The 23,707-nt window shown below is 58.6% G+C and carries 21 protein-coding genes and 2 other annotated features; of the genes, 9 read left to right on the top strand and 12 right to left on the bottom strand.

What is annotated here, in order from left to right; all coding sequences use genetic code 11:
* Positions 1-16 precede the first annotated feature (16 nt).
* The 10 genes from H8S02_RS06205 to H8S02_RS06160 all read right to left on the bottom strand — a co-directional run bounded on the left by H8S02_RS06205 (position 17) and on the right by H8S02_RS06160 (position 10,905).
* Entirely contained in the window at positions 17-865 is an 849-nt protein-coding gene (locus H8S02_RS06205; protein ID WP_186969787.1) for an energy-coupling factor transporter ATPase, read from the bottom strand.
* 24 nt (positions 866-889) lie between these two features.
* A complete protein-coding gene (locus H8S02_RS06200) occupies positions 890-1,756 on the bottom strand; it encodes a class I SAM-dependent methyltransferase (protein WP_186969786.1) in 867 nt (288 codons plus the stop codon).
* A 204-nt stretch (positions 1,757-1,960) separates the two neighbouring features.
* Positions 1,961-2,392 carry an Lrp/AsnC family transcriptional regulator gene (locus H8S02_RS06195; protein ID WP_118684894.1) on the bottom strand — a complete coding sequence of 144 codons (432 nt, stop codon included), beginning with the start codon at positions 2,390-2,392 and terminating at the stop codon, positions 1,961-1,963.
* 211 nt (positions 2,393-2,603) lie between these two features.
* On the bottom strand, positions 2,604-3,014 hold the full coding sequence (locus H8S02_RS06190) for a hypothetical protein (protein ID WP_207722079.1): 411 nt from the start codon (positions 3,012-3,014) through the stop codon (positions 2,604-2,606).
* 67 nt (positions 3,015-3,081) lie between these two features.
* A complete protein-coding gene (locus tag H8S02_RS06185) occupies positions 3,082-5,046 on the bottom strand; it encodes a YgiQ family radical SAM protein (protein ID WP_186969784.1) in 1,965 nt (654 codons plus the stop codon).
* 143 nt (positions 5,047-5,189) lie between these two features.
* Positions 5,190-5,435 (bottom strand): IreB family regulatory phosphoprotein, encoded by a 246-nt coding sequence (locus tag H8S02_RS06180; protein ID WP_031475480.1) that lies wholly within the window; start codon positions 5,433-5,435, stop codon positions 5,190-5,192.
* 193 nt (positions 5,436-5,628) lie between these two features.
* Complete coding sequence (gene pheT / locus H8S02_RS06175) at positions 5,629-8,037, bottom strand: phenylalanine--tRNA ligase subunit beta (RefSeq protein WP_186969783.1); 2,409 nt, start codon at positions 8,035-8,037, stop codon at positions 5,629-5,631.
* Positions 8,038-8,152: 115 nt separating this feature from the next.
* Positions 8,153-9,172, bottom strand: a complete 1,020-nt coding sequence (gene pheS, locus H8S02_RS06170; RefSeq protein ID WP_186969782.1) for a phenylalanine--tRNA ligase subunit alpha — start codon at positions 9,170-9,172, stop codon at positions 8,153-8,155.
* 78 nt (positions 9,173-9,250) lie between these two features.
* Positions 9,251-9,489: a binding site (T-box leader), on the bottom strand.
* Between the two features lie 63 nt (positions 9,490-9,552).
* A complete protein-coding gene (locus H8S02_RS06165) occupies positions 9,553-10,023 on the bottom strand; it encodes a hypothetical protein (RefSeq protein WP_186969781.1) in 471 nt (156 codons plus the stop codon).
* 12 nt (positions 10,024-10,035) lie between these two features.
* Complete coding sequence (locus tag H8S02_RS06160) at positions 10,036-10,905, bottom strand: hypothetical protein (RefSeq protein ID WP_186969780.1); 870 nt, start codon at positions 10,903-10,905, stop codon at positions 10,036-10,038.
* 143 nt (positions 10,906-11,048) lie between these two features.
* Positions 11,049-11,262, top strand: a binding site (T-box leader).
* Between the two features lie 51 nt (positions 11,263-11,313).
* Here H8S02_RS06160 and H8S02_RS06155 point away from each other — a divergent pair.
* The 5 genes from H8S02_RS06155 to H8S02_RS06135 all read left to right on the top strand — a co-directional run bounded on the left by H8S02_RS06155 (position 11,314) and on the right by H8S02_RS06135 (position 16,899).
* A complete protein-coding gene (locus H8S02_RS06155; protein ID WP_186969779.1) occupies positions 11,314-13,935 on the top strand; it encodes a valine--tRNA ligase in 2,622 nt (873 codons plus the stop codon).
* A 122-nt stretch (positions 13,936-14,057) separates the two neighbouring features.
* Positions 14,058-15,362, top strand: a complete 1,305-nt coding sequence (locus H8S02_RS06150; RefSeq protein ID WP_186969778.1) for a bifunctional folylpolyglutamate synthase/dihydrofolate synthase — start codon at positions 14,058-14,060, stop codon at positions 15,360-15,362.
* Positions 15,363-15,434: 72 nt separating this feature from the next.
* Positions 15,435-15,752, top strand: coding sequence for an anti-sigma factor antagonist (locus tag H8S02_RS06145; RefSeq protein ID WP_118684876.1), 318 nt, complete (start codon positions 15,435-15,437; stop codon positions 15,750-15,752).
* A 23-nt stretch (positions 15,753-15,775) separates the two neighbouring features.
* Entirely contained in the window at positions 15,776-16,192 is a 417-nt protein-coding gene (gene spoIIAB / locus H8S02_RS06140) for an anti-sigma F factor (RefSeq protein ID WP_186969777.1), read from the top strand.
* Entirely contained in the window at positions 16,189-16,899 is a 711-nt protein-coding gene (locus H8S02_RS06135) for a sigma-70 family RNA polymerase sigma factor (RefSeq protein ID WP_186969776.1), read from the top strand. The genes spoIIAB and H8S02_RS06135 overlap by 4 nt, the downstream gene beginning before the upstream one ends.
* A gap of 49 nt (positions 16,900-16,948) precedes the next feature.
* On the opposite strand, the gene H8S02_RS06130 is transcribed toward H8S02_RS06135, so the two are convergent.
* Together H8S02_RS06130 and H8S02_RS06125 are read right to left on the bottom strand one after the other, a co-directional pair.
* A complete protein-coding gene (locus tag H8S02_RS06130) occupies positions 16,949-19,363 on the bottom strand; it encodes an ATP-dependent helicase (RefSeq protein ID WP_186969775.1) in 2,415 nt (804 codons plus the stop codon).
* A gap of 121 nt (positions 19,364-19,484) precedes the next feature.
* On the bottom strand, positions 19,485-20,423 hold the full coding sequence (locus H8S02_RS06125) for a S1 RNA-binding domain-containing protein (protein ID WP_186969774.1): 939 nt from the start codon (positions 20,421-20,423) through the stop codon (positions 19,485-19,487).
* A 162-nt stretch (positions 20,424-20,585) separates the two neighbouring features.
* Between H8S02_RS06125 and H8S02_RS06120 the strand changes: the two genes are divergently transcribed.
* The 4 genes from H8S02_RS06120 (at position 20,586) to H8S02_RS12530 (ending at position 23,664) form a co-directional block, all read left to right on the top strand.
* The gene (locus H8S02_RS06120; protein ID WP_186969773.1) at positions 20,586-20,780 is read left to right on the top strand and encodes a DUF951 domain-containing protein; all 195 of its coding nucleotides are present in this window, start codon (positions 20,586-20,588) and stop codon (positions 20,778-20,780) included.
* On the top strand, positions 20,774-21,538 hold the full coding sequence (gene udp / locus H8S02_RS06115) for a uridine phosphorylase (protein ID WP_186969772.1): 765 nt from the start codon (positions 20,774-20,776) through the stop codon (positions 21,536-21,538). The genes H8S02_RS06120 and udp overlap by 7 nt, the downstream gene beginning before the upstream one ends.
* Positions 21,535-22,905: an MATE family efflux transporter gene (locus tag H8S02_RS06110; RefSeq protein ID WP_186969771.1), complete on the top strand. Its 1,371-nt coding sequence runs from the start codon at positions 21,535-21,537 to the stop codon at positions 22,903-22,905. Before udp ends, H8S02_RS06110 begins: the two co-directional genes overlap by 4 nt.
* A gap of 84 nt (positions 22,906-22,989) precedes the next feature.
* Positions 22,990-23,664, top strand: coding sequence for a hypothetical protein (locus H8S02_RS12530; protein ID WP_243166428.1), 675 nt, complete (start codon positions 22,990-22,992; stop codon positions 23,662-23,664).
* Positions 23,665-23,707 lie beyond the last annotated feature (43 nt).

Below are 23,707 nucleotides of genomic sequence, written 5' to 3'. Positions count from 1 at the left end.
TCTCCTTATATTGCAGTTATGCCAAATAGGTTTCCAGAATATCCGCGCATTCATTGACGCTCAGCGCGTCGATCGGCAGGCTCTCGTCGTCCTGTCTGTTGAGGTCATACAGAACCTCAATCGTCTGCGGTACGGTGAGCGAGGCGGCGCGCAGCTTGTCCACCTGTGTGAAGATCTCGCGCGGTCTGCCGTCCATCAGCACGTTTCCCTCGTGCATGACGACGACGCGCTGCGCCTGTACGGCTTCATCCATATGGTGGGTGATGAGGATGACCGTAATGCCGTATTTACGGTTGAGCTCGCGCACGACGCTCATGACCTCGCGGCGGCCCTGAGGGTCGAGCATGGCAGTCGGTTCGTCGAGCACGACACAGCGCGGCATCATGGCGATCACGCCTGCGATGGCGACGCGCTGCTTCTGACCGCCCGACAGGCGGTGCGGCGCCTGCGCGCGGTACTCATACATGCCGACGGCCTTGAGCGCGTCATCTACGCGCTTTCGGATTTCGGCAGGCGGGATGCCCATGTTTTCGAGCGCGAACGCGACATCTTCTTCAACGACCGTTGCAACGATCTGGTTATCCGGGTTCTGAAACACCATGGAGACCGTTTTGCGCACCTCATAGGTGTTGTTTTCATCGCGCGTGTCCATCATGTCGACGTAGCACACGCCGCCGGTAGGCAGACGGATCGCATTGAAGCAGCCGGCGAGCGTGCTTTTGCCCGAGCCGTTGTGACCCAGCACCGCCACGAACTCGCCGCGCTGGATACTGAGGTTCACGCCCTTCAGCACCTGCACCGGCTCCTGACCCTCTTCCGCCGGATAGGCATAGCGAAGATCTTCGGTTTTGATTATTTCAGCCATTTCAGTAGTTTTCATCCTTTTTTGTTACTCTTCCGCAATAAAACGGGCCGACGAACCGCAGGGGAGCACCAGACCGGTAGACTCGACCGGCAGGCCGAGCTCCTGTGCCTCGATTTTACCGGCGACCCGCTTTCCTGCCGTAATACCCAGCAGATAGCTCATGACCGACGGAGCGAGACCGGTCGAATAGCTCGAAATGAGCACGAACAGCGGCTTGTCGCTCAGCACGCCCATGGTAAGATCAACGAAATCCGCAACGTCCTCCTCGATCTTCCATGTCTCGCCGGACGGACCGCGGCCATAGCTCGGCGGATCCATAATGATAGCATCATATTTGCGGCCGCGCCGGATCTCTCGCTGCACGAACTTTTTGCAGTCATCCACGATCCAGCGGATCGGACGGTCAGCCAGACCGGAAGATGCCGCGTTTTCGCGTGCCCACTGCACCATGCCCTTGGATGCATCGACATGGCAGACCGATGCACCGGCGTTTGCCGCTGCGAGCGTTGCGCCGCCCGTATAGGCGAACAGGTTGAGCACGCTGATCGGGCGTCCTGCGCCGCGAATCATCCTGTCAATAAAGTCCCAGTTTGCCGCCTGCTCAGGAAACAGGCCCGTGTGCTTGAAGCTCATGGGCTTGAGCTGGAACGTAAGGTCTCCGTAATGAATGGCCCACTGCTCGGGCAGCCTGCGGATTTCCCACTTGCCGCCGCCTGCATTCGAGCGGTGATAGATGGCGTTCGGACGATTCCATGCCTTGCAGTCCTTGTCGCGTGCCCAAATGGCCTGCGGGTCGGGACGCTGCAAAATCTGGCTGCCCCATCGTTCGATTTTTTCTCCGCCGCCGCAGTCGAGCACGGCGTAGTCTTTCCAGTTATCTGCGATCCACATAAAATACCTTCCTTAATTCCGGGTATGTAATTACATAATGTATCAGTTTCTATTTTAACACCAAACTGCGTCCAGTGCAACGAAAATCGCAAGGAGCGCTCTGCCATGCGTTTTGTCAAAAAACGCTAAAAAGGGACTATCCCGACAGCGAGACAGTCCCATGGGTGGGGAGAGAACAGAAATTCCCGAGAACAGGTTAGGGGGTCAGATGACGATGGCGCGCGGCGGCACCGGCGAAGAAAACACGATCTGCGTTTCGGTTTTGCCGAACTGTTGGAGCTTCCCGATAAAGCCGTCAAGATCCTGCGTCGAAGGGAAGGAGACCTTGATGAGCATGGAATAGTTGCCGGTCACGCAGTTGCATTCCAGAACGTTGGGAATCGCCGCGATAAACGGATAGAACTCTGCTTTCTGTGCCGGCTGCATATCCAGATGCACATAGGCAAGAATGTGGTGGCCAAGCTGAAGCGGATCGAGGTCGAGCGTATACGCTCGGATAACGCCCTGCTTCTCCAGCCGCTCGATGCGCGCGGAGACAGCCGGAGAGGACAGCCGTACCTCGCCTGCAAGGGTCTTGATCGGAGTGCGGGAGTTTTTTTGCAGCAGGCGCAGCAGTTTCAGGTCGATTTCATCCATAGGGCGGTAGCCCTCCTTATCTTTGAGAATGTTGCAAAACAAAAAGGAATCCACCTCGCGCGTGCGAAGTGAACTCCTTTGTTCATTTACATTATAAAGCATTATGCCGCATATGTCAAACAAAATACTGTGTCCTGCATATAATTATGAACCGCTGCGCTCTGCTGTTTTTGTGCACTACACACGAAAAACTGTTTTTTCGCCCGCGAGATCAGACATCCGAGTCCGTGATCGGACGGAAAACGATCCACTGGCCGTCGATCAGCACCTCAAGCGTATCGCCCATGCGCTGATAGCCGTAGCCCGTGCCGAAGTTGGACTGGTCGTTCTCGGTCGGTGCGTCCGTGCCACTGGCTGTCTGCGAGGTGATCTCGCCGTCCATGTTGCCGCAGCGGCCCTCGACCGTGCTGACCTCTCCCGCAGACTGGTACAGCGTGTTATCCACCATCACCATCATCGGCGCGTCCGTCACCGGACGGTCCTGCGCGGTATCGGGGAGCGTCGAAGCGTCATCCGTGCTCTGTGTGCCTATGCCTGCATTTTCGCTGTCTTTTGCCGTATCTCTGCTGCCGCAGCCGGTCAGTGAAAGCGCAAGCAGCAGCGCAAGTATTAGTGTAACCATACGTTTCTTCATGGTATCCACCGCCTTTCTGTCCGGTTAGACGGACGGGTTCCCGGAATGTTCCCGGTTACTTTTTCTTCTTCGGCTTTGCCCAGCCTTTTTTCGGCTGCGGCGCACGGGATGCCGGCTTTGCTGCCGGTTTGCCGCTGCGGCGTGGGTTTTCCGGCCGCGCCGCCGAAACGCCGTGGCGGTGCGCCGGTTTGCTGCTTCTGGGAGCGACGTTCTGCTCGCCGCTGCGGTTTGGGCGGATGAGGCATTCCTTTCCGTAGCCGATCAGATCTTCGCGGCCTGCCTTTTTAAGTGCCGCAAGGATGATCGGACGCTTGTCCGGACGGCGCCATTGCAGCAGCGCACGCTGCATCGCTTTTTCCTCCGGTGTTTTCGCAACATATACCGGCTTCATCGTGCGAGGGTCGATGCCGGTATAATACATCGCGGTGGACAGCGTGCCGGGGGTGGGGTAGAAGTCCTGCACCTGCTCGGGCATATAGCCGATGCGGTTGAGGTACTGCGCGAGCATGATCGCGTCGTCGAGCGTCGCGCCGGGGTGCGAGCTCATCAGATACGGCACAAGATACTGCTTGCGGCCGAGCTTCTGGTTGATGCGTGCATAGCGCTCACGGAACTGCTCGTAGACGTTAAACGACGGCTTGCCCATATAATAGAGTGCATTGTCGCTCATGTGCTCAGGCGCGACCTTGAGCTGGCCCGAAATGTGATGCTCGACCAGTTCCTTGAAGAAGGCATCGTTCCTGTCCGCCATCATATAGTCGTAGCGCAGACCCGAGCGGACGAAAACCTTCTTGATACCCTCGATCCGGCGCAGCTCGCGCAGCAGGTTGAGGTAATCCGTGTGGTCGGCCTCAATGTTGCTGCACGCAGATGGGAACAGGCAGCGCTTGTCCTTGCAGCATCCGTGCGTGTCCTGCTTTTTGCAGGCAGGGAAGCGGAAATTCGCCGTCGGACCGCCGACATCATGGATATAGCCCTTGAAGCCGGGCATCTGGGTGATTTTTTTCGCTTCCTCGATGACGCTCTCGTGGCTGCGCACCTGAATGTAGCGTCCCTGATGGAACGCAAGTGCGCAGAAATTGCACGCACCGAAGCAGCCTCGGTTGTGAATGATAGAAAACTGAACCTCCTGAATGGCCGGAACACCGCCGAGTGCCTCGTAGGACGGGTGGTAGGTGCGCATATAGGGCAGCGCATAAACGTGATCCATCTCCTCGGTGGTCAGCGGCTTCGCGGGCGGATTCTGGATGAGTACGCGCCGGCCGTGGCGCTGAAGCAGCGCCCTGCCGCGCACGGCATCCTGCTCGTCATACTGGAGCTTGACCGAACGGGCATAGTCCGGCTTGCTCGCGCAGACATCCTCGTAGGACGGGCACTCGACCGCATCCCACGCGAGCCCCTCTGCGTCGTGCGCCATGTAGGCTGTGCCGCGCACGCCGACGCAGGCATCTGCGCCTTTTCTGCCGTGCTGGAGATTGTTCGCAAGCTCAACCACCGAATGTTCGCTCATGCCGTACATCACACCGTCCGCGCCGGTAGACTCCAGAATGGATGGCATAACGCGGTCAGCCCAGTAGTCGTAGTGCGCAAAGCGGCGCAGGCTCGCCTCGATGCCGCCGAGATAGACCGGCGTATCGGGGAAGGCACGGCGTGCGAGCATGGAATAGACGGTGACGGCGCGGTCGGGACGTTTGCCGCCCTTGCCGCCGGGGGTATAGGCATCGTCCGAGCGGCGTTTTTTCGCAGAGGTATAGTGCGCGACCATCGAGTCAATATTGCCGCCGTTGATGAGCACCGCATAGCGTGGCCGTCCCATCGCGAGGAAATCATGCTCATCGCGGAAATCCGGCTGACTAAGGATCGCGACCTTATAGCCTGCGTCCTCGAGTACACGGGAAATGATCGCCGTACCGAATGAGGGGTGGTCGACATAGGCGTCACCCGTCACGATCAGGAAGTCGCAGTAATACCATCCGCGCTCGGTCATATCCTGTTTTGAAATAGGAAGAAATCCGTTCATTTTTGCTCCTTTGCGGCCGTACCGCAGTATTTTGTTCTCTGTATATCGACCATAAAAAAATAACCGCAGGCCTTGCTCGAAGGGCGGTTATTTTTCTGACAGCTCATATCATTACAGCGAAAAACTGCTGCATATCAATCGTATCAGTTATCCAGATAGAACTGTACCAGTTCCTGCATCAGCTCATCACGGTCGATCTTGCAGATCAGGCTGCGGGCATTGTTGTGATTGGTTATGTAGGTCGGGTCCTCAGAAAGCAGATAACCGACGATCTGGTTGATCGGGTTGTAGCCTTTCTCCTTGAGCGCGTCGTACACAGCGGTAAGCGTGCGCTTCATCTCCTTGTTGGACTCGTCTACCAGACTGAATTTTCTCGTTCCGTCAAGCATACTTGGTCTCCTTTCCGTTCCTACCTGTCGGGTATAATTCTATATAAACAGCATAATACAAATTGCGGAAAAAGTAAAGCCTATTCCGCGGAAAACTCGAGCAAAATCTTTTTCCATCCCCGGCACAAACAGGTGCCTGCACCAGAAATACAGAAGGGAGACCGGTTGCAGTCTCCCTTCCTGTGTTTTGAAATTAACCGCGCAGCTGAGCGCCGAACTCGGTTTCGAGTGCCGAGATGGCGGCACGCATCGCCTTGTCGCACTCCTCGTCGGTAAGGGTGCGGTCGGGCGCACGCATAGAGAGCGAGTATGCAACAGACTTCTTGCCGTCCGGGATGCCCTTGCCCTTGTAAACGTCGAACAGCTTGACGGACTCGAGCAGCTTGCCTGCCGCCTTCTCGACAGCAGCCTGCATAGAAGCCGCCGGGACTGCATCGTCGACCAGAACCGCAATATCACGGGTGGAAGCCGGGAACTTGGGCAGCGGGTGGTACAGCTTCTCCGGGTCGATGGCGGCCAGAAGTGCGTCCATCCTGAGCTCGGCAGCCAGAATCTCGCCGGACAGGCCGTAGCGGGCTGCAACGGTCGGGTGAATGGTGCCGAATACACCGATCTCCTTGCCATCGATCAGCACCTTGGCGCAGCGGCCCGGGTGATAGGACGGATTGGCCTTTTCAGGTGCGAAGGTTGCGCCCTTGATGTTCAGCTCACGCAGCAGCGCCTCGATCGCGCCCTTGAACTGGAAGAACGACAGGCGGCCGTAGCTGCCGAGAGTTAGGATCTTCTCCTCGTGCGGCAGAACGTCCGGGTCAGCCTTGCCGTCCTTGACGGTCGGGGTGTAGATGGTGCCCAGCTCGTACAGCGAAGCGGTCGGGTTGCGGTGTGCGTGGTTGTGCGCCAGATTATCCAGCATGGACGGCAGCACGGTGGTACGCATCACGCTGAAATCCTCACCAAGCGGGTTGAGGATGGTGGTAGAGATACGGCGCGGGTCGTTCTCGTCCCAGCCGATCATGTCGTAGAACTTCGGGGAGATGAACGAGTGGCTCATGGACTCGTCAAAGCCTGCCTCGCGGCAAACCAGAGCGGCAGTGCGCTCCGCCTGCTGAGACGGCGTGAACTCGCCCTGTACCATCTCACCGGCGTACAGCGTGGTCGGGATCTTGTCGTAGCCGTACATGCGGGCCACTTCCTCGGCCACGTCGCACATGCGGTTGATGTCGGTGCGGAAGAACGGCACAACGACCTCGTTGTTCTCGATCTTGAAGTCCAGCTTCTCGAGCAGCTTTACCTGCTCCTCAGCGGACAGTTCCAGACCGAGCAGGGCGTTCATCTTGTCCGGCTCGAACGGCAGACGCTTGTGGTTCGGGTCGGAGTTGTCAACGTCGATGATGCCGTCGATGACCTCGCCTGCGCCGAGCATTTCGACCAGCTCACACGCGCGGTTGACCGCATCGAGGGTCATGCGCGGGTCAAGGCCCTTTTCAAAGCGGCCGGAAGCCTCGGTACGCATACCGAGCGCCTTTGCGGTGATGCGGACGGTCGCGCCATGGAAGTTCGCGGATTCGAAAACGACAGTCTTGGTGTCGTCCATAATCTCGGAGTTTGCGCCGCCCATAACGCCTGCAACAGCGACCGGCTTGTCGTTGTCGCAGATGGCGAGCATCTTGTCGCTCAGGTCATGATCTACGCCGTCAAGGGTCTGGATGGACTCACCGTTGCGGGCGCGGCGGACAACGATGCGGCCGTCGGACAGGCACTTGTAGTCGAAAGCGTGCATCGGCTGACCGTACTCGAGCATAACGTAGTTGGTAATATCAACGATGTTATTGATTGGACGGACGCCGCAGGCGTGCAGACGCTCGCGCATCCACGCCGGGGACGGCTCGATCTTGATATTCTTGACAATGCGGGCGGTGTAGCGCGGGCACAGATCGGTGTCCTTGACCTCGACGGACATATACTTGTTGATGTCGTCGCCCACGCCCTTGACCTCCGGGGTCTTGACGCTGAACGGACGGTCGAAGGTAGCCGCAGTCTCGCGGGCAAGGCCGATCACGCTCAGGCAGTCCGGGCGGTTGGACGTGATCTCGAAATCGGAGACCCAGTCATCCAGACCGAGTACCTTTTTGATGTCCTCGCCAACCGGGGTGCCGGCGGGCAGGAACAGGATGCCGTTCTCGCACGCATACGGCACGCAGCCGTGGGACAGGCCGAGTTCCTGGAACGAGCACATCATGCCGTTGGACGGCACGCCACGCAGCTTGCCCTTGGTGATCTTTACGCCGCCGGGCAGGGTGGACTTATGCTTTGCTACCGGGCAGATCTCGCCAACGGACTCGGGAGTAACGTTGGGCGCGCCGGTAACGATCTGAACGGGCTCGCCGTCGCCGAGGTCGAGCTGGCAGATCTTGAGATGGTCGGAGTCCGGATGGTCGACAACGGACAGAATCTTGCCGGTCACAACGTTTTCGATCTCTGCGCCGAGGTAGTAGACCTCCTCGACCTTGGAGCCGGACATGGTCAGCTTGGCATCATACTCCTTCGGGGTGATGCCGGTCATATCGGTATAATCCGAAAGCCAGGATAATGGCAGTTTCATTGGATATATTTCCTCCTTGATGGTATCGCGCCATCAGGCGCGCATGAAATAGAAAACAGCGTTGCTGTCTTCGTATATAGGGGACTTCTGAAGTCCCCTATAAGCGCGTCAGCGCTTAGAACTGGTGCAGGAATCGAACGTCGTTCTCATAGAACAGGCGGATATCGTCGATCTTAAAACGGCCCATGACCATACGCTCAAGACCGATGCCAAAGGCATAGCCGGAGTATTCGTCCGGATCGATGCCGCTCATCTCGAGCACCTTAGGGTGAACCATGCCGCAGCCGAGGATCTCGATCCAGCCCTCGCCCTTGCAGAGCGGGCAGCCTGCGCCGTGGCAGCGATAGCACTGAATATCCATCTCTGCGCTCGGCTCGGTGAACGGGAAGTGGTGCGGACGGAAACGGACGACCGTGTCCTCGCCGTACAGCTTCTTTGCGAACAGCTCAAGGATGCCCTTGAGGTCGCTCATACGGATGCCCTTGTCAACGACCAGACCCTCGATCTGATGGAACAGGGGAGAGTGGGTAGCGTCAACAGCGTCCGAGCGGTAAACGCGGCCCGGCGCAATGATGCGGATCGGCGGCTTGCGCTTTTCCATCGTGCGGACCTGCATCGGGGATGTCTGGGTACGCAGAACGACATTGTCCGAGATATAGAAGGTGTCCTGCGTGTCGCGCGCCGGATGATCCTTCGGGATGTTCAGCGCCTCGAAGTTGTAGTGGTCGAGCTCGACCTCCGGGCCTTCCGCGATAGAGAAGCCAAGACCGAGGAAAATCTCCTTGAACTCGTCGAGGACGATGTTCAGCGGATGCTTCTTGCCGATCACGACCTCGTCGCCCGGAAGGGTAACATCAATAGTCTCGGCAGCGAGCTTTTTTTCGAGCGCCGCCTGCTCGAGCAGCTTTTTCTGCTTGTCGATGATGGTCTCGATCTCAGCGCGAACGTCGTTGATGAGCTGGCCGACAACCGGGCGCTCCTCCGCAGCAACGTCCTTCATACCCTTGAGCAGAGCGGTCAGCTCGCCCTTCTTACCGAGGAACTTGACACGCGCTTCATCGAGGGCGCGTGCATCCGCTGCCGCAGCAAGCTGCTCCTTCGCGGACTGCAAAATGCCTTGCAGCTTTTCTTTCATATCAATTCTCCTTTGGAACGTGATGTTCATGCCGGGACGGAAGCGCAAAAAAGCCTTCCGTCCCTCTGCTTTTGCAGATATAGGGACGAAAGGCATAACTCTTCCGTGGTACCACCCTGATTTCCGAATGCTCGGACACTCATTAAACGCCGGTAACGGGGCGTCAGCCCGTCTGTGCCTACTGCCGAAAGCCGCGGTTCAGCACAGATGCTCGCAGGGGAACTTCACATCCTGTCTCATGGCGTGGCTTACAGCCTGCGGCCGCGCTCTCTGGACCGAGAAATGGGAATGCTACTTTTCCTGTTCATCGCATTGGAATATTCATAACAGAATTATTAAACCACATTTCCGCGCAGAATGCAAGAGCGGTTTGCAGGAATTTAAGCGTTTTTTCCGTTTTTCATCGAGAAAGTGACCAGTTCCTCGCCCTCATGCTGAACATCTGTCTTTGCGACCGTCACGGTTTCCGGGATCGCGTCCGCAGAAACATCCTCAAGGACCGCAAGACCGACGCCGTGTTTTTCGCTGACCGACAGACAGTTTTTCGCCGGCTGATCGTCGATATAGATATCACGCGCCGGTTCGGCACCGCCGAACCAGAGCATCAGCGTTTCCGCCTCGGGATAATACGCTGCACGGTACAGCGTCACACCGCCATTCCTCTGTTTTTCCGAGATGAGCTCGCGCACCTCGAAGGTCTCGGACGGGTCTTTCTGCACAGACATCGCGCCGGTTCGGTATTCGGAATGAATATAATTATACTGCTGCACCTTGCTGATGATGCAGTACGAAAGCATGCACGCCAGAACGATGACGCACGCCCAGAGTGCGGTTTTCTTTGTTTTTGGCATAACTTCTCCTCCTCAGACCCAGGGGAATACCCAGCGAATGCTGAAAAACGTCGCGGCCATGCTCAGGCCGTTTGCGCACAGCGCATAGCAGACCGGATGTGGCGACGGACGTTCGCTCCTGAGCGTTTTGCGGTAAATGACGGCCTCCGCAATCCAGATGGCAAGCTCGAGCGGCACAAAAACAAAATACCGGTAAAGCGTCATGCCCTGTGCCATGCTCCACCCGGTGACAGCGGTCAGCACGAGCTGCGTTGCGATGTTCACGCAGAGGAACACTCTGCGGTTGCGCTCGTCCCAGAAGCCGAACGGAATGAGCAGCAGCCCTTCGATCAGCAGCGTCGGCAGCAGAGAGGAGAGAAACTGCTTTGCGTAATCGCGCCACGAATTATTAGTCAGGACCGTGTTCGCGGCGTAGTCGTAGGTAAATTCCTGCCACAGCCGGCAGCGCTGCTGCACGAACGAGAGCCGGGCGCCGTCCTTTGTCGCGAGGACGATGCGGAACTCGTCCGGGACGCCATGATAGTCATACCGGAAGGTGTCATCCGTGCTCTGTATCTCGCCGTACATCGGCAGGAGCGTACCGTCCAGCATGGCCAGATGCCACGTTCCTTCGCCGCCCGCATCGCGTGCCGCAGTCCGAAGATTCGTTATGATCTCGGCATCCATCTGTGCTTCGGAAAGATCGTTCCAGTCCTGATTATCAAACAGCTCATCCGGCGCTTCACCCGGCACGAGCAGATCAAGATAATAGATCCCGCTCGGCGGATTTTCCACATGGATGGTCATGCTCGGCTTTGGCCCCATGTCAGCGCGCGCTGGAACCGGCAGCAGAACGGCAAGCAGCGCGAGCACGCAGAAAACAGATGTCCGCTTTCGTTTCATAACTATTCCCTCCTTACCTTTATATGCTAATCGTAACATACAGAGGAAACAAAAACAAGTTACAAATACAATACGGTATGATTTTTCGTCCGTCCTGCTTGACAAAAGCTGTGTTTGCGGCTATAATAGCAAGGTAATACTGAGAAAATGCCATGAAAAAGAGGAGTATTTCTTCTTCGTCTGTCCAGAGAAGGTGCGGTCGGTGCAAGCACCTCTGCGAGAGGAAAGAAGGTCGCTTTGGAGCAGGGCAGCTGATTTGTGTTAAGCTGTTCCGTCTTGTCCACGTTACGGACCAACGAGCGCGCGGCTTTTTGCCGCGAATTCAGGTGGTACCACGGAGCACGCTTCGTCCTGTTTTGGACGGCGTGCTGTTTTTATTTTTGTAAAAAAATTGAAGGAGATAGATCTATGAGCGAACTGCCTAAGACCTACGACCCGAAAGCGGTCGAGGACAAGCTGTACAGCTTCTGGAACGACTCCGGCTTCTTCCATGCCGAAGTCAACCCGAAAAAGAAACCCTATACCATCGTTATCCCGCCTCCGAACGTAACCGGCCAGCTGCACATGGGCCACGCATTCGATGAAACGCTTCAGGACATCCTGATCCGCACCAAGCGTATGCAGGGCTACGAGGCCCTGTGGATGCCGGGCACCGACCACGCCGGCATCGCAACCCAGATCAAGGTCGAGGAGAACCTCCGCAAGGAGGAGGGCAAGACCCGTTATGACCTCGGCCGCGAGGAATTTCTGAAGCGTGTCTGGGACTGGAAGCACAAGTTCGGCAACCGTATCATCAGCCAGCTGAAAAAGCTCGGCTCGTCCTGTGACTGGGAGCGCGAGCGCTTCACGATGGACGAGGGCTGCTCCAAGGCGGTCCGCGAAGTTTTCGTAAACCTGTACAACAAGGGCCTGATCTACAAGGGCCACCGCATCATCAACTGGTGTCCGCACTGCGCGACCGCGCTTTCCGACGCCGAGGTTGAATACGAGACCCAGCCGGGCAAGCTGTGGCATATCCGCTATCCGCTCGCAGACGGCTCGGGCGATCTGGTCGTTGCGACCACCCGTCCGGAGACCTTCATGGGCGATACCGGCGTCGCGGTCAACCCGAACGACAAGCGCTACAAGCATCTCATCGGCAAGACCTGCATCCTGCCGATCATGAACCGCGAGATCCCGATCTTCGGCGACGAGTACGTCGATATGGAGTTCGGCACCGGCTGTGTCAAGGTCACGCCGTGCCACGACCCGAACGATTTCGAGATGGGTCAGCGCCACAACCTCGAGCAGATCCTCGTGTTCAACGAGGACGCAACCGTCAACGCAAACGGCGGCAAGTACGAGGGCATGGACCGCTACGAGTGCCGCAAGGCGGTTGTAAAGGACCTCGAGGAAGGCGGATACCTCGTCAAGATCGAGGACCATGAACACAACGTCGGAACCTGCTACCGCTGCGGCACCACCGTTGAGCCGATGACCTCGGCACAGTGGTTCGTCAAGATGGCGCCGCTCGCAAAGCCTGCGATGGACGTTGTCAACGAGGGCAAGACCAAGTTTGTGCCCGACCGCTTCTCCAAGACCTATCTGCGCTGGATGGAGAACGTACACGACTGGTGTATTTCGCGTCAGCTGTGGTGGGGTCACCGTATCCCGGCGTTCTACTGTGAGGACTGCGGTGAGATGACCGTTTCCAAGACCGATGTGCACACCTGCCCGAAGTGCGGCGGTACGCATATCCGTCAGGAGGAGGATGTTCTCGATACCTGGTTCTCGTCCGCACTGTGGCCGTTCTCCACGCTCGGCTGGCCGGACAAGACCCCGGAGCTTGATTATTTCTATCCGACCTCGACTCTTGTCACCGGCTATGACATCATCTTCTTCTGGGTTGCACGCATGATCTTCTCCGGTGTGGAGCACATGGGTGAGACCCCGTTCAAGACGGTCTATATCCACGGTCTGGTGCGCGACGCGCAGGGCCGCAAGATGTCCAAGTCGCTCGGCAACGGCATCGACCCGCTGGAGGTCATTGACCAGTACGGCGCGGATGCGCTGCGCTTCACCCTCGCGACCGGCAACAGCCCCGGAAACGATATGCGTTTCTCGGACGAGCGCGTACAGGCGTCCCGCAACTTCTGCAACAAGATTTGGAACGCATCGCGCTTCATCCAGATGAACCTCACCATCGACAAGGACAAGGCAGTTCAGCTGCCGGCAGACCTTGCGCTCGAGGACAAGTGGATCGTCTCCAAGTTCAACACGCTGGTTGCCGACGTTACCCGCAACATCGACCAGTACGAGCTCGGTCTTGCCGCCTCCAAGCTGAACGACTTCATCTGGGAGAACTTCTGCGACTGGTATATCGAGATCGCAAAGACCCGTCTCCAGACCGGCGACGAGAATGTTCAGAAGGTGCTGTGCTACGTCCTGTCGGGCGCAATGCAGCTGCTGCATCCGTTCATGCCGTTCATCACCGAAACCATCTGGCAGGCACTGCCGCACGAAGGCCCGTCCGTCATGGTATCCAGCTGGCCGGAGTACGACGAGAAGCTGAACTTCTCCGTCGAAGAAGCGCAGATGGAGAGCCTGATGGACGCTGTCCGCGCCATCCGCAACCGCCGCGCTGAAATGAACGTACCGCCCTCCAAGAAGGCCAAGGTACTCATTCTGACCGAGAAGAAGGACACCTTCTCCGCGGGCGCAGGCTTCTTCCCGAAGCTCGCATACGCATCCGAGATCGAGCTGATCGACGCGGTTCCGGCGGACGCTGCCAAGATGGCATCCGTAGTCACCGGCGACGCACAGATCTATATGCCGATGGGCGACCTCATCGACTTCGAGGCCGAGCGGGCCCGTCTCGGCAAGGAGAAGAGCAAGGTCGAGGCCGACATCGACTTCGTTATGAAGAAGCTGAACAACCCGAAGTTTGTCGATAAGGCACCCGAGAAGGTTGTTGCAGCCGAGCGCGAAAAGGCGGACAAGCTGCGCGAGCATCTCGCAAAGCTCGAGGAGTCTATCGCAGCTCTGGGCTGAAAATCAAGCTGAGATAAAAAGCGGAAGCTCCGGCTTCCGCTTTTTGCGTTGTCATGCTTTCAATTTCGCCCAGACTATGCTATAATACAGCCATTACTAAACGAAAAAGGAAAGGTTTCATCATGGACACCGAATTCCCTAAAACAGCTGTTGAATATATCCACTCACTCGGCCGTTTTTCCGGCAGGCCCGGTCTGCACCGTATCCGTGCGCTGTGCAAGGCGCTCGGCGATCCGCAGGACAGGCTGCGCTTTGTTCACCTCGCCGGTACGAACGGCAAGGGCTCGACCGCTACCATGATCGCCTCCGCGCTTCAGGCAGCCGGTCTGCGCACAGGCCTGTACACCTCGCCGTATCTCGTGCAGTTCTACGAACGTATCCGTATCGACGGCTCGATGATCTCGAGCGACGATCTCGCGCACCTTTCTGAGCGTGTCGCGGTTGCCTGCGAAAGCCTGACGCTGCCCGAGGGAGAGACGATCGGTGAGTTTGAGTTCACGACCGCAGTCGCCTTCCTGTACTTCGTCGAGCAGGGCTGTGATATTGTCGTACTGGAAACCGGTCTCGGCGGCCGCTGCGACGCAACCAACGTCATCCGCAGTCCGGAGGTGTGCGTGATCACACCGATCTCGCTCGATCATATGGCAGTCCTTGGCGACACGGTCGCTGAGATCGCGGGAGAGAAAGCCGGAATCATCAAGTCCGGCGCTGATGTCGTCTGCGCAAACGGTCAGGAGGAGGACGCTCTCGCCGTACTGCGTCATGTCACTGCGTCTCAGGGTGCGGTCTGGCACGAGAGCGCGGATACGCTGCGTGTGCTTCGCTGTGATCTGAACGGTTCTGCCTTTATATGCGACGGACAGGGCTACACCATCGCCATGCCCGGTCGGCATCAGCTTCAGAACGCCTCTACGGCGCTCCGCACTCTGGATGCGCTGCGTCTGCGCGGCTGGGATATCCCGGTCGAGGCCGCCGTGCGCGGTCTGGCACGCGCGCGCATCGCCGGAAGACTGGAGCGCGTGGTGGACGCACCTCTCGTGCTGCTCGACGGTGCGCACAACGCCGCAGGCATCGACGCGCTGTGCGGTGCGGTGCATGACCTTTTGAAAATGCGCCGTCTGCATGTTGTCATGGGCATGGTCTGCGACAAGGAATACGAATACTGCGTGCACAGAATGGCGCGACAGGCTGATGCCTTTTATGCCTGCACAACAAATGCGGCAGAGCGCTCACTCGGTGAGCAGACCATTGCTTCACTCGCAGAGCAGGAATGCGGAGAGGTCTACGACTGCCGCAGCACCGAGCACGCGCTCGAGCTTGCGCTCGACCATGCATCCCCGACGGACTGCATTCTCGTCTGCGGCTCGCTGTTTCTGACGGGCGAGGCTGAGAAGATCCTGCGCGGCCGACCGAAAACGACAGATTAAAACCGAATAACCTGCTAAAATAAGCCTGTACCGGCAAACGGTACAGGCTTTTTCTGTTTCGAGGTGAAAAATATGCTTGATATTACCCAGACCGAGGTCGACCGGACACTGACCGTCCGCTATACCGGCGAGCTCGACCAGCACACCGCCCGTCAGACCATAGAGCGCAGCGAGGATCTGCTCGTGCTCTATCCCTGCGACAGTCTCGTGCTCGATCTGTCCGGTCTGACCTTCATGGACAGCTCAGGTCTTGCGGTCGTGCTGCATCTGCACCGCACCTGCGCGCGCTGCGGCTGCGACTTCCGCGTGCGCGGCACGCCGCCGCAGCCACAGCGCGTCTTTGACGCCGCCGGTCTGCCGCAGGTCATCGTATTCGAAAGGGGTGAGTAACGTTGCGGACAGTCAGCAACAAAATGAGCATCAAATTTGAAAGCCGCTCGGTCAACGAGGCGTTCGCGCGGCAAGCGGTCGGCGCGTTTGCTTCGCAGCTCGATCCGACCATGGAGGAGCTGGGCGACATAAAGACCGTTGTCTCCGAAGCGGTCACCAACGCAATCGTACATGGCTATGCAGACAGGAGCGGCTTCATCACAGTCGCCGTGCGCCTGTTCGAGGGGCGCGCGCTTGAAATCAAGATCAAGGACACCGGCTGCGGCATCGAAAACGTCGAGCAGGCAAGAAAGCCGATGTTTACCACCGGCGATGATTCGCGCAGTGGCATGGGCTTTACCATCATGGAAAGCTTCACCGACCGGCTTCGTGTGCGCTCTGCGCCGGGGCGCGGCACGGTCGTGACCATGACCAAGGTCCTGCGGGAGCGGGAGACTTGACCGAGCGCATGACGGCGCTGCTGCGCCGTGCATCCGAAGGCGACCGTGAAGCCGAGAGCGCGCTCGTCTCGGAAAACAGCGGACTCATCCATACCATCGCGCGGCGGTATTTCGGGCGCGGCGCGGAGCCGGACGATCTGTATCAGCTTGCCTGTGTCGGCTTCATCAAGGCGGTGCGCGGCTTTGACCCTGCGCGCGGGAACGAGTTTTCGACTTATGCCGTTCCCAAGATTGCCGGGGAGATCCGCCGTTTTCTGCGCGATGACGGCGCGGTCAAGGTCAGCCGTGCGGTCAAGGAACGCGCGGTGCGTGTGCGCCGGGTGCAGAGCGAGCTGGAGGGCCGGCTCGGCCGTTCCCCGAGCGTCAGTGAGCTTGCCGCTGCCTGCTCGCTGACACCTGAGGAGGTCGCTGTCTGCGAGCAGGCTGACGTATCGGTCGACTCACTCGAACGCGAGCTTTCGGGCGGCGGACGCCTCGGGGATCTCGTGGGGGATGAGGGCATGGAGGAGCGAACCTGCCTGTATCTGTCGCTCGAGGGAGCGCTGCAGAGCCTGCCCGAGCGCGAGCGGCAGGTCATTGCGCTGCGCTTTGCGCGCGACATGACCCAGCAGCAGGTCAGCCGCATCATCGGCGTGTCGCAGGTGCAGGTCAGCCGCATCGAAAAGCGTGCGCTCGCGGCGCTGCGCGAAAGGCTGTGCGACACATAAAGGAACCGCCCCGGAACGCTGATAAAAGCTGTTCCGGGGCGGTATAATTTTAAATGACCTGCATGAACAGGCTTGCGCTCTTCGCCATGAGGCGCTTGGTGCCCTTTTGATCGAAGGCGATCTCAAGCAGCGCGTCGCCGCCCATCGGCTTGACGGAAACGATCATGCCGTCTCCGAATGCACGGTGGCGGACACGGTCTCCGGCTGCATAATCGGGCAGGGGAACGGCGGGCTTTGCCGGTGCGACCGATGCACCCGGCTTTGCCGCTCCGGCGGAGACATAGCGTGCACGCATGACCTGCGGACGGTCAAGCGTCGGGTCGGGTGCGGTCGCGGCAGAGAAGCGGCGGCTCTCGACAATATTGCTGTCGAGCAGCTCCTCCGGCATCTCGTCGATGAAGCGGGAGGGATGAGCGTACTGCGTGCGGCCGTACAGCAGACGGCGCTCAGCGCAGGTGAGGTACAGCTGCTCCTTCGCGCGCGTCACAGCGACATAGCACAGACGGCGCTCCTCCTCCATGTCCTCCTCCTTTTCCATCGCGCGGAAGCCGGGGAACAGGCCGTCCTCCATGCCGGCGAGGAACACGACCGGGAACTCGAGGCCCTTTGCCGCGTGCATCGTCATCATGATGACCGCATCCTCGTCCTCGCCCGACTGGTCTGCATCAGTGTAAAGCGCCATGTTTTCGAGGAAGTCGCCAAGCGACGGATTTTCGTTCTTTTCCTCGTAGTCGACGATATAGGACTTGAGCTCCTCGATGTGCTCGATGCGGCTTTCCTCCTCTGCGCCGCCCTTGAGCTGAAGCGCACGGAGATAGCCGCTCTTGTCGAGCAGTTCATCATACAGCTCGGAGAGCGAAACGAACTCACGCAGGCGGCGCAGATTTTCGATCATCTCACCGAATTTCTCCATCGCCGCCGCGCCGCGCGACAGGGCAGGGTACCCCGAGGCATGGCACACGACGTCATAGAGCGTGACGCCGTTCTCGACTGCGGCCTGCATCGCCGTTTCGACCGATTTATCGCCGATCTTGCGCGCCGGAACGTTGATAATGCGGCGCAAGCGCAGCTCATCCGCCGGATTCTCGATCATCCAAAGGTAGGCGAACATATCCTTGATCTCAGCACGGGAGAAGAAGTCGCGGCCCTTGTAAACGCGGTACGGCACGCCCGCTCGGATGAAGGCGGCGGCGATGTTGTCCGACAGCACGTTGTTGCGGTAGAGTACCGCGAAATCGCCCCAGCGGCGGCCCTGCTCGACACCCTCGCGGATCGTGTCCGCGATATAGCCTGCCTCACCCTCCTGACTGTCCGAGCGGTGCAGCTTGATCTTCGCGCCGGCGCCGTGGTCGGTCCAGAGCTCCTTGCCCTTGCGTCCGACGTTGTTGCGGATGACCTCGTTCGCGGCATTCAGAATGTTGCCGGTCGAGCGGTAGTTCTGCTCCAGACGGATGGTTTTCGCATCCTTGAACTGCTTTTCGAATTCAAGGATATTCGTGATGGTCGCGCCGCGGAACTTGTAAATACTCTGATCGTCATCGCCGACGACGCAGATGTTCTCATAGTACCCGGCGAGCAGGCTGGTCAGTACATACTGTGCGTAGTTCGTATCCTGATACTCGTCTACGAGCACATAGCGGAACTTGTGCTGATAAAACTCGAGCACCTCCGGGTTGTTCTGGAGCAGCAGCACGGTTTTCATGATGATGTCATCAAAATCGAGCGCACACGCCTTTTTCATTTCCTTTTCGTACTGGCGGTAGATATCCGAGACCTTTTCGCGGAAATAGTCGCCGGCCGCATCGGCAGCGAACTGCTTCGGCGTCATGAGCTTATCCTTCGCGCGGCTGATCATGCCCATCACGGTGCGCGGATCGAACGTCTTGGGGTCGAGGTTCAGTTTTTTCATCACATTCGTGATGACGCGCTTTTTGTCGTCCTCATCGTAGATGGTGAACGCGCTCTCGAAGCCCAGCAGGTCGACATGCCTGCGCAGAATGCGCAGGCATGCGGTATGGAAGGTATACGCCCAGACTGCGCTTGCGGCCTCCTCATCACCGAGCGCAAGCTCGAGTCGCTCGCGCAGCTCGCGGGCGGCTTTATTGGTGAAGGTGATGGCGATCACCTCCCACGGCTTTGCCGGACGCACCGCGCACAGGTGCTCGGCCCGCGCCCGGTTTTCCGGCTTCGGATCATTGAGGTATTCTGCGAGAAACAGCAGATCGTCATCCGTTGCCCATTCCGGGGCAAACGGGTCGGTAAGGCCCTGTCCGAAGCGCAGCAGATTGATGATCCGGTTGATGAGTACGGTAGTTTTGCCGCTGCCCGCGCCCGCAAGGATGAGCAGGGGGCCGTCAGTCTGAAAAACCGCTTCGCGCTGCCGGGCGTTGAGCTTTTCAAAGCGCTGCTCGATGATCGCCTGTCGAACGGATGCGTATTTCATATCAAATTTGGTCGGTTCCATATATGTCCTCGTTTCGTCATGAAGATATACAAAATCAGCAGCCGCTCAGGCAGGCGGCTGTACATTATCAGTATATCACAGACCGAGAGAGAAAACAAATGTTCTTTTTATCTGCTTCCGTTCAGAGGAATTCGGTCGCGATGTATTTCCTGTCGCAGTCTGCCGGGGTATAGACCCATCGGTCGATATGGTCGCCGGAAACAAAATAGCGCGGCGGCTCGGGCGTATCTGTATGCGGCAGAATATCGATCACGCTCAGCTTGATCTTCATTCGCTGCGGCAGGATGGATTTGATGTAGACCGAAACCGGCGTGCCGGGCGTCAGGCCCTCGCGGTTTTCCGCGAGCCCGGAAAGATTGGGCGCCAGCTCGATAAACACGCCGTAGGGTTCGACCGAGCGGACGATGCCGCGTACAGTCTCACCCGCGGCAAACAGTGCGGCATTCTCCTCCCAGGTGCCGAGCAGCTCGCGATGCGTGAGCGTGATGCGGCGGTTCTCCACGTCCACCGACCGCACAGCCGCACGGATGCTCTGCCCGACGGTCAGCCGATCAGAGGGATGATAAATGCGCGAGACCGACAGGTTTTCTATGCCGATGAGAGAGGGCAGACCGCAGCCGATGTCGACGAACGCGCCGAAGGGTTCCAGATGGGTGACGGCTGCCGGGATAATGTCGCCCGGCGAGAGCGAGGACAGCAGAGCCTCCTGCGCACGCAGCTGCACAGCGGTCCGCGACAGCCATACCGTCGGCGGCTCGCTCTCCTCATCAATATCGGTCACGACGAAGCAGGTCGGCTTTCCTACGCGCGAGAGCACAGCGATCTCCCGCACCTGCCCCTCTGCAATGCCGAGCGCACAGCACGCGCGCGGCATGACGCCCCTTGCAAAGCCGAAGTCGAACAGCAGATCGTGCGCTGCGGTACAGCGCAGCGCCGGAGCCTCCAGAATCCGCCCTTCATCCTGTGCGCGCCGCAGTCCCTCGAGCGAATGCAGCGCCTGCCGGACGGAGGGAAGCGTTCCATAGCTGCCCTCAGGCAGGAAATCGTCGGTTTTCATCATAAATGCACAGCCTCCTTTATTGTTCCGAGCTTTTTCATTATATGAAAACCGGAGTTGAAAATATGAATGGAGCAGGGGACGGAAAACGCAGAAATACAGTCGCTTTTTCGCGCTGCCTGTGCTATAATAAAAACAGAAATAAACGCAGGGGGAGTGATACCGATGGACGTTCAGGTCGGCGATATCCTTACGATGAAAAAACCGCATCCATGCGGCTCGAAGCAGTGGAAGGTGCTGCGCACGGGCATGGATTTCAAGCTCAGCTGCGTCGGCTGCGGACATGAGGTCATGCTTCCGCGCAGCAAGGCGGAAAAAAATATACGCAGTATCGAACGGGAGGGTGAAACGATATGCTGATTGACGGCAGACAGATGCACATTCAGATCAAAAAGGGCGATATCGGCCGCTATGTGATCCTGCCGGGAGACCCGGCACGCTGCGAGAAGATCGCGCGCTATTTTGATGAGCCGCAGCAGCTCGCCCAGAACCGCGAGTATACGCTCTGGACGGGCAGTCTGGACGGCGTTCCGGTCGCGGTCTGCTCGACCGGCATCGGCGGCCCCTCTGCGGCGATCGCCATGGAGGAGCTTGTCGAGTGCGGTGCGGACACGTTCATCCGTGTCGGCACCTCGGGCGGCATCGTAGACGAGGTCAAGGGCGGCGATATTGTCATCGCGACCTCTGCCATCCGTCAGGAGGGCACAAGCCGTGAATATCTGCCCATCGAGTTTCCGGCGGCCGCCAGCTTCGACATCGTGCTCGCGCTCAAGCAGGCCGCAGAAAAGCTCGGCTATCCGCACCATGTCGGCGTGGTCCAGTCCAAGGACAGCTTTTACGGCGAGATCCGCCCGGCGCTGATGCCGATCGCGGACGAGCTCACCGCAAAATGGAAGGCCTGGAAGGCTGCGGGCGCGCTCACGAGCGAGATGGAGTCCGCGGCGCTCATGATCGTCGCGCAGGTGCTCCATGTCCGCTGCGGCGCGGTGCTGAACGTGCTGTGGAATGCAGACAACGATGACGCGCCGGCTATTCCGCCGGATGCAGCTGAACGCGGCGTGCGCGCCGCCGTTGAAGCCATCCGCATCCTCATCCGGGAGGATCGCGCAAAGGCATGAGCAAGGTCACACCATCAAACCGCACGGCCGACCTCGGGAATGACCCGGTCGGCCGTCTGCTTGTCCGGCTCGCGCTGCCGACCATCACCGCGCAGATCGTCAATCTTCTCTACAATATCGTCGACCGCATCTATATCGGGCGCATCCCGCTCGAGGGCAAGCTCGCGCTGACCGGCATGGGCGTTACTTTTCCGGTCATCACACTCATCTCCGCGTTTTCCGCACTCGTGGGCATGGGCGGCGCACCGCGCGCCTCGATCGCCCTCGGAGCAGGGGAGAAGGATCGCGCCGAACGCACGCTCGGCACCTGTGCCGCCGCGCTCTGGAGCCTTGCCGCCGTGCTGACCGTGCTGTTCCTGCTGTTTCAGCGTGACCTGCTGCGGCTGTTCGGCGCGTCTGCCGATACGCTGCCGTATGCGATGCAGTATCTCAGCATTTATGTGCTCGGAACGGTTTTCGTCATGACAGCGCTTGGCCTGAACGGCTTCATCACCGCGCAGGGACGTTCGTCCGTTGCCATGAAGACCGTCGTGATCGGCGCGATACTCAACGTGCTGCTCGATCCGCTGTTCATTTTCGTGCTCGGACTGGGTGTGCGCGGCGCGGCAGTCGCCACCGTGCTCTCGCAGGCGGTCTCTGCGGCATGGGTACTGAAATTTCTTACCGGAAAAAGCACCGTTCTCCGGCTGCGGCGCACAACGCTTCGGATCGACCGCAGGCTGCTCACGCCGGCGCTTGCCCTCGGCGCGTCGCCGTTCGTCATGATGTCCACGGAAAGCCTGCTGACCGTCGCATTCAATGTTTCGCTCCAGAAATACGGCGGTGACCTTGCCGTCGGCGCAATGACCATCCTCACCTCGGTCGCGCAGATGATACAGCTGCCGCTGACCGGTCTTGCGCAGGGCGCACAGCCGATTTTAAGCTACAACTTCGGCGCACACCGCCCCGACCGCATGAAGCAGGTCGTGCGCTGCAACATCGCGCTTGCCGTTGTGTTCGCCGCATCAATCTGGGGCATTGTGCAGCTGACGCCGCATGCGGTCGTTCATCTGTTCACATCGGATACCTCGCTGACCGATATGACGGTCTGGGCGCTGCGCATTTACATGGCGCTCGGATTTACGAACGCCTTTCAGACTGGGTTTCAGCAGTCGTTCGTGGCGCTCGGTGAAGCGAAAATCTCGCTGTTCCTCGCGCTGGAACGCAAGGTTTTCCTGCTGATACCGTTCATTTTCATTCTGCCCCGCTTCTTCGAGAACAAGCTGTTCGCGGTCTTTCTCGCCGAGCCTGTTGCAGATGTGCTCGCGGCCGCGACCACCACGGTTCTGTTTCTCATCCGCTTCCGGAAAATCACAAAAGAAATGTGAAAACACGGAACATCTGCTTCTTTCCTTCGTCTAATCTGGTAGACAGCATACACAGAGACGCATACAGAAAAAGGAGGAACTGACATGAAACGATTACTCGCAGGAACGCTTGCCGCCGCTCTGGCGCTCGGCCTGACCGGCTGCGGTCAGCAGCAGGAAGAGGGCGATGCCAAGCCGGTCATCTCTCTCTATCCCGAGCAGCAGGAAGAGTGCTCTGCCAAGCCGGTCATCTATCTCTATCCCGAGCAGCAGACAGAGGTCGAGGTTTCGCTCGATTATGACGGAACGCTCACCGCGGCCTATCCGGCGTATGAAAACGGCTGGCGTGTCACCGCCGAGCCGGACGGCACACTGCATGACGAAAACGGAAACGAATACTCCTACCTGTTCTGGGAAGGAGAAAACGATGCCGACTATGACTTCTCAAAGGGCTTCTGCGTTGCCGGTGCAGACACCGCAGATTTTCTCCGCGAAACGCTCTCCGGCATCGGTCTGACACCGAAGGAGTATAATGAATTTATCGTTTACTGGCTTCCGAAGATGCAGGGAAACCCCTATAACCTGATCTCCTTCCAGTCTGAACGCTACACCGATGGCGCAAAGCTCACTATCGACCCGAAACCGGACAGTGAGCTCCGCGTATTCATGGCGTGGAAACCGCTGAACCGGGCGCAGCCGATCGAACCGCAGACGTTCCCGTCTTTCGAGAGGGACGGCTTTACCGTTGTCGAATGGGGCGGCTGCGAGGTAACGAAATAGTAAAACGGCACGCCGAAAGGCGTGCCGTTTGCATCTTGTTATG

The organism is Agathobaculum hominis, assembly GCF_014288055.1.
In the GTDB taxonomy this organism is placed as follows: Bacteria; Bacillota; Clostridia; order Oscillospirales; family Butyricicoccaceae; genus Agathobaculum; species Agathobaculum hominis.
Note: the sequence above shows the minus strand (reverse complement) of the source record. Positions and strands in the feature narration are given on the sequence as shown.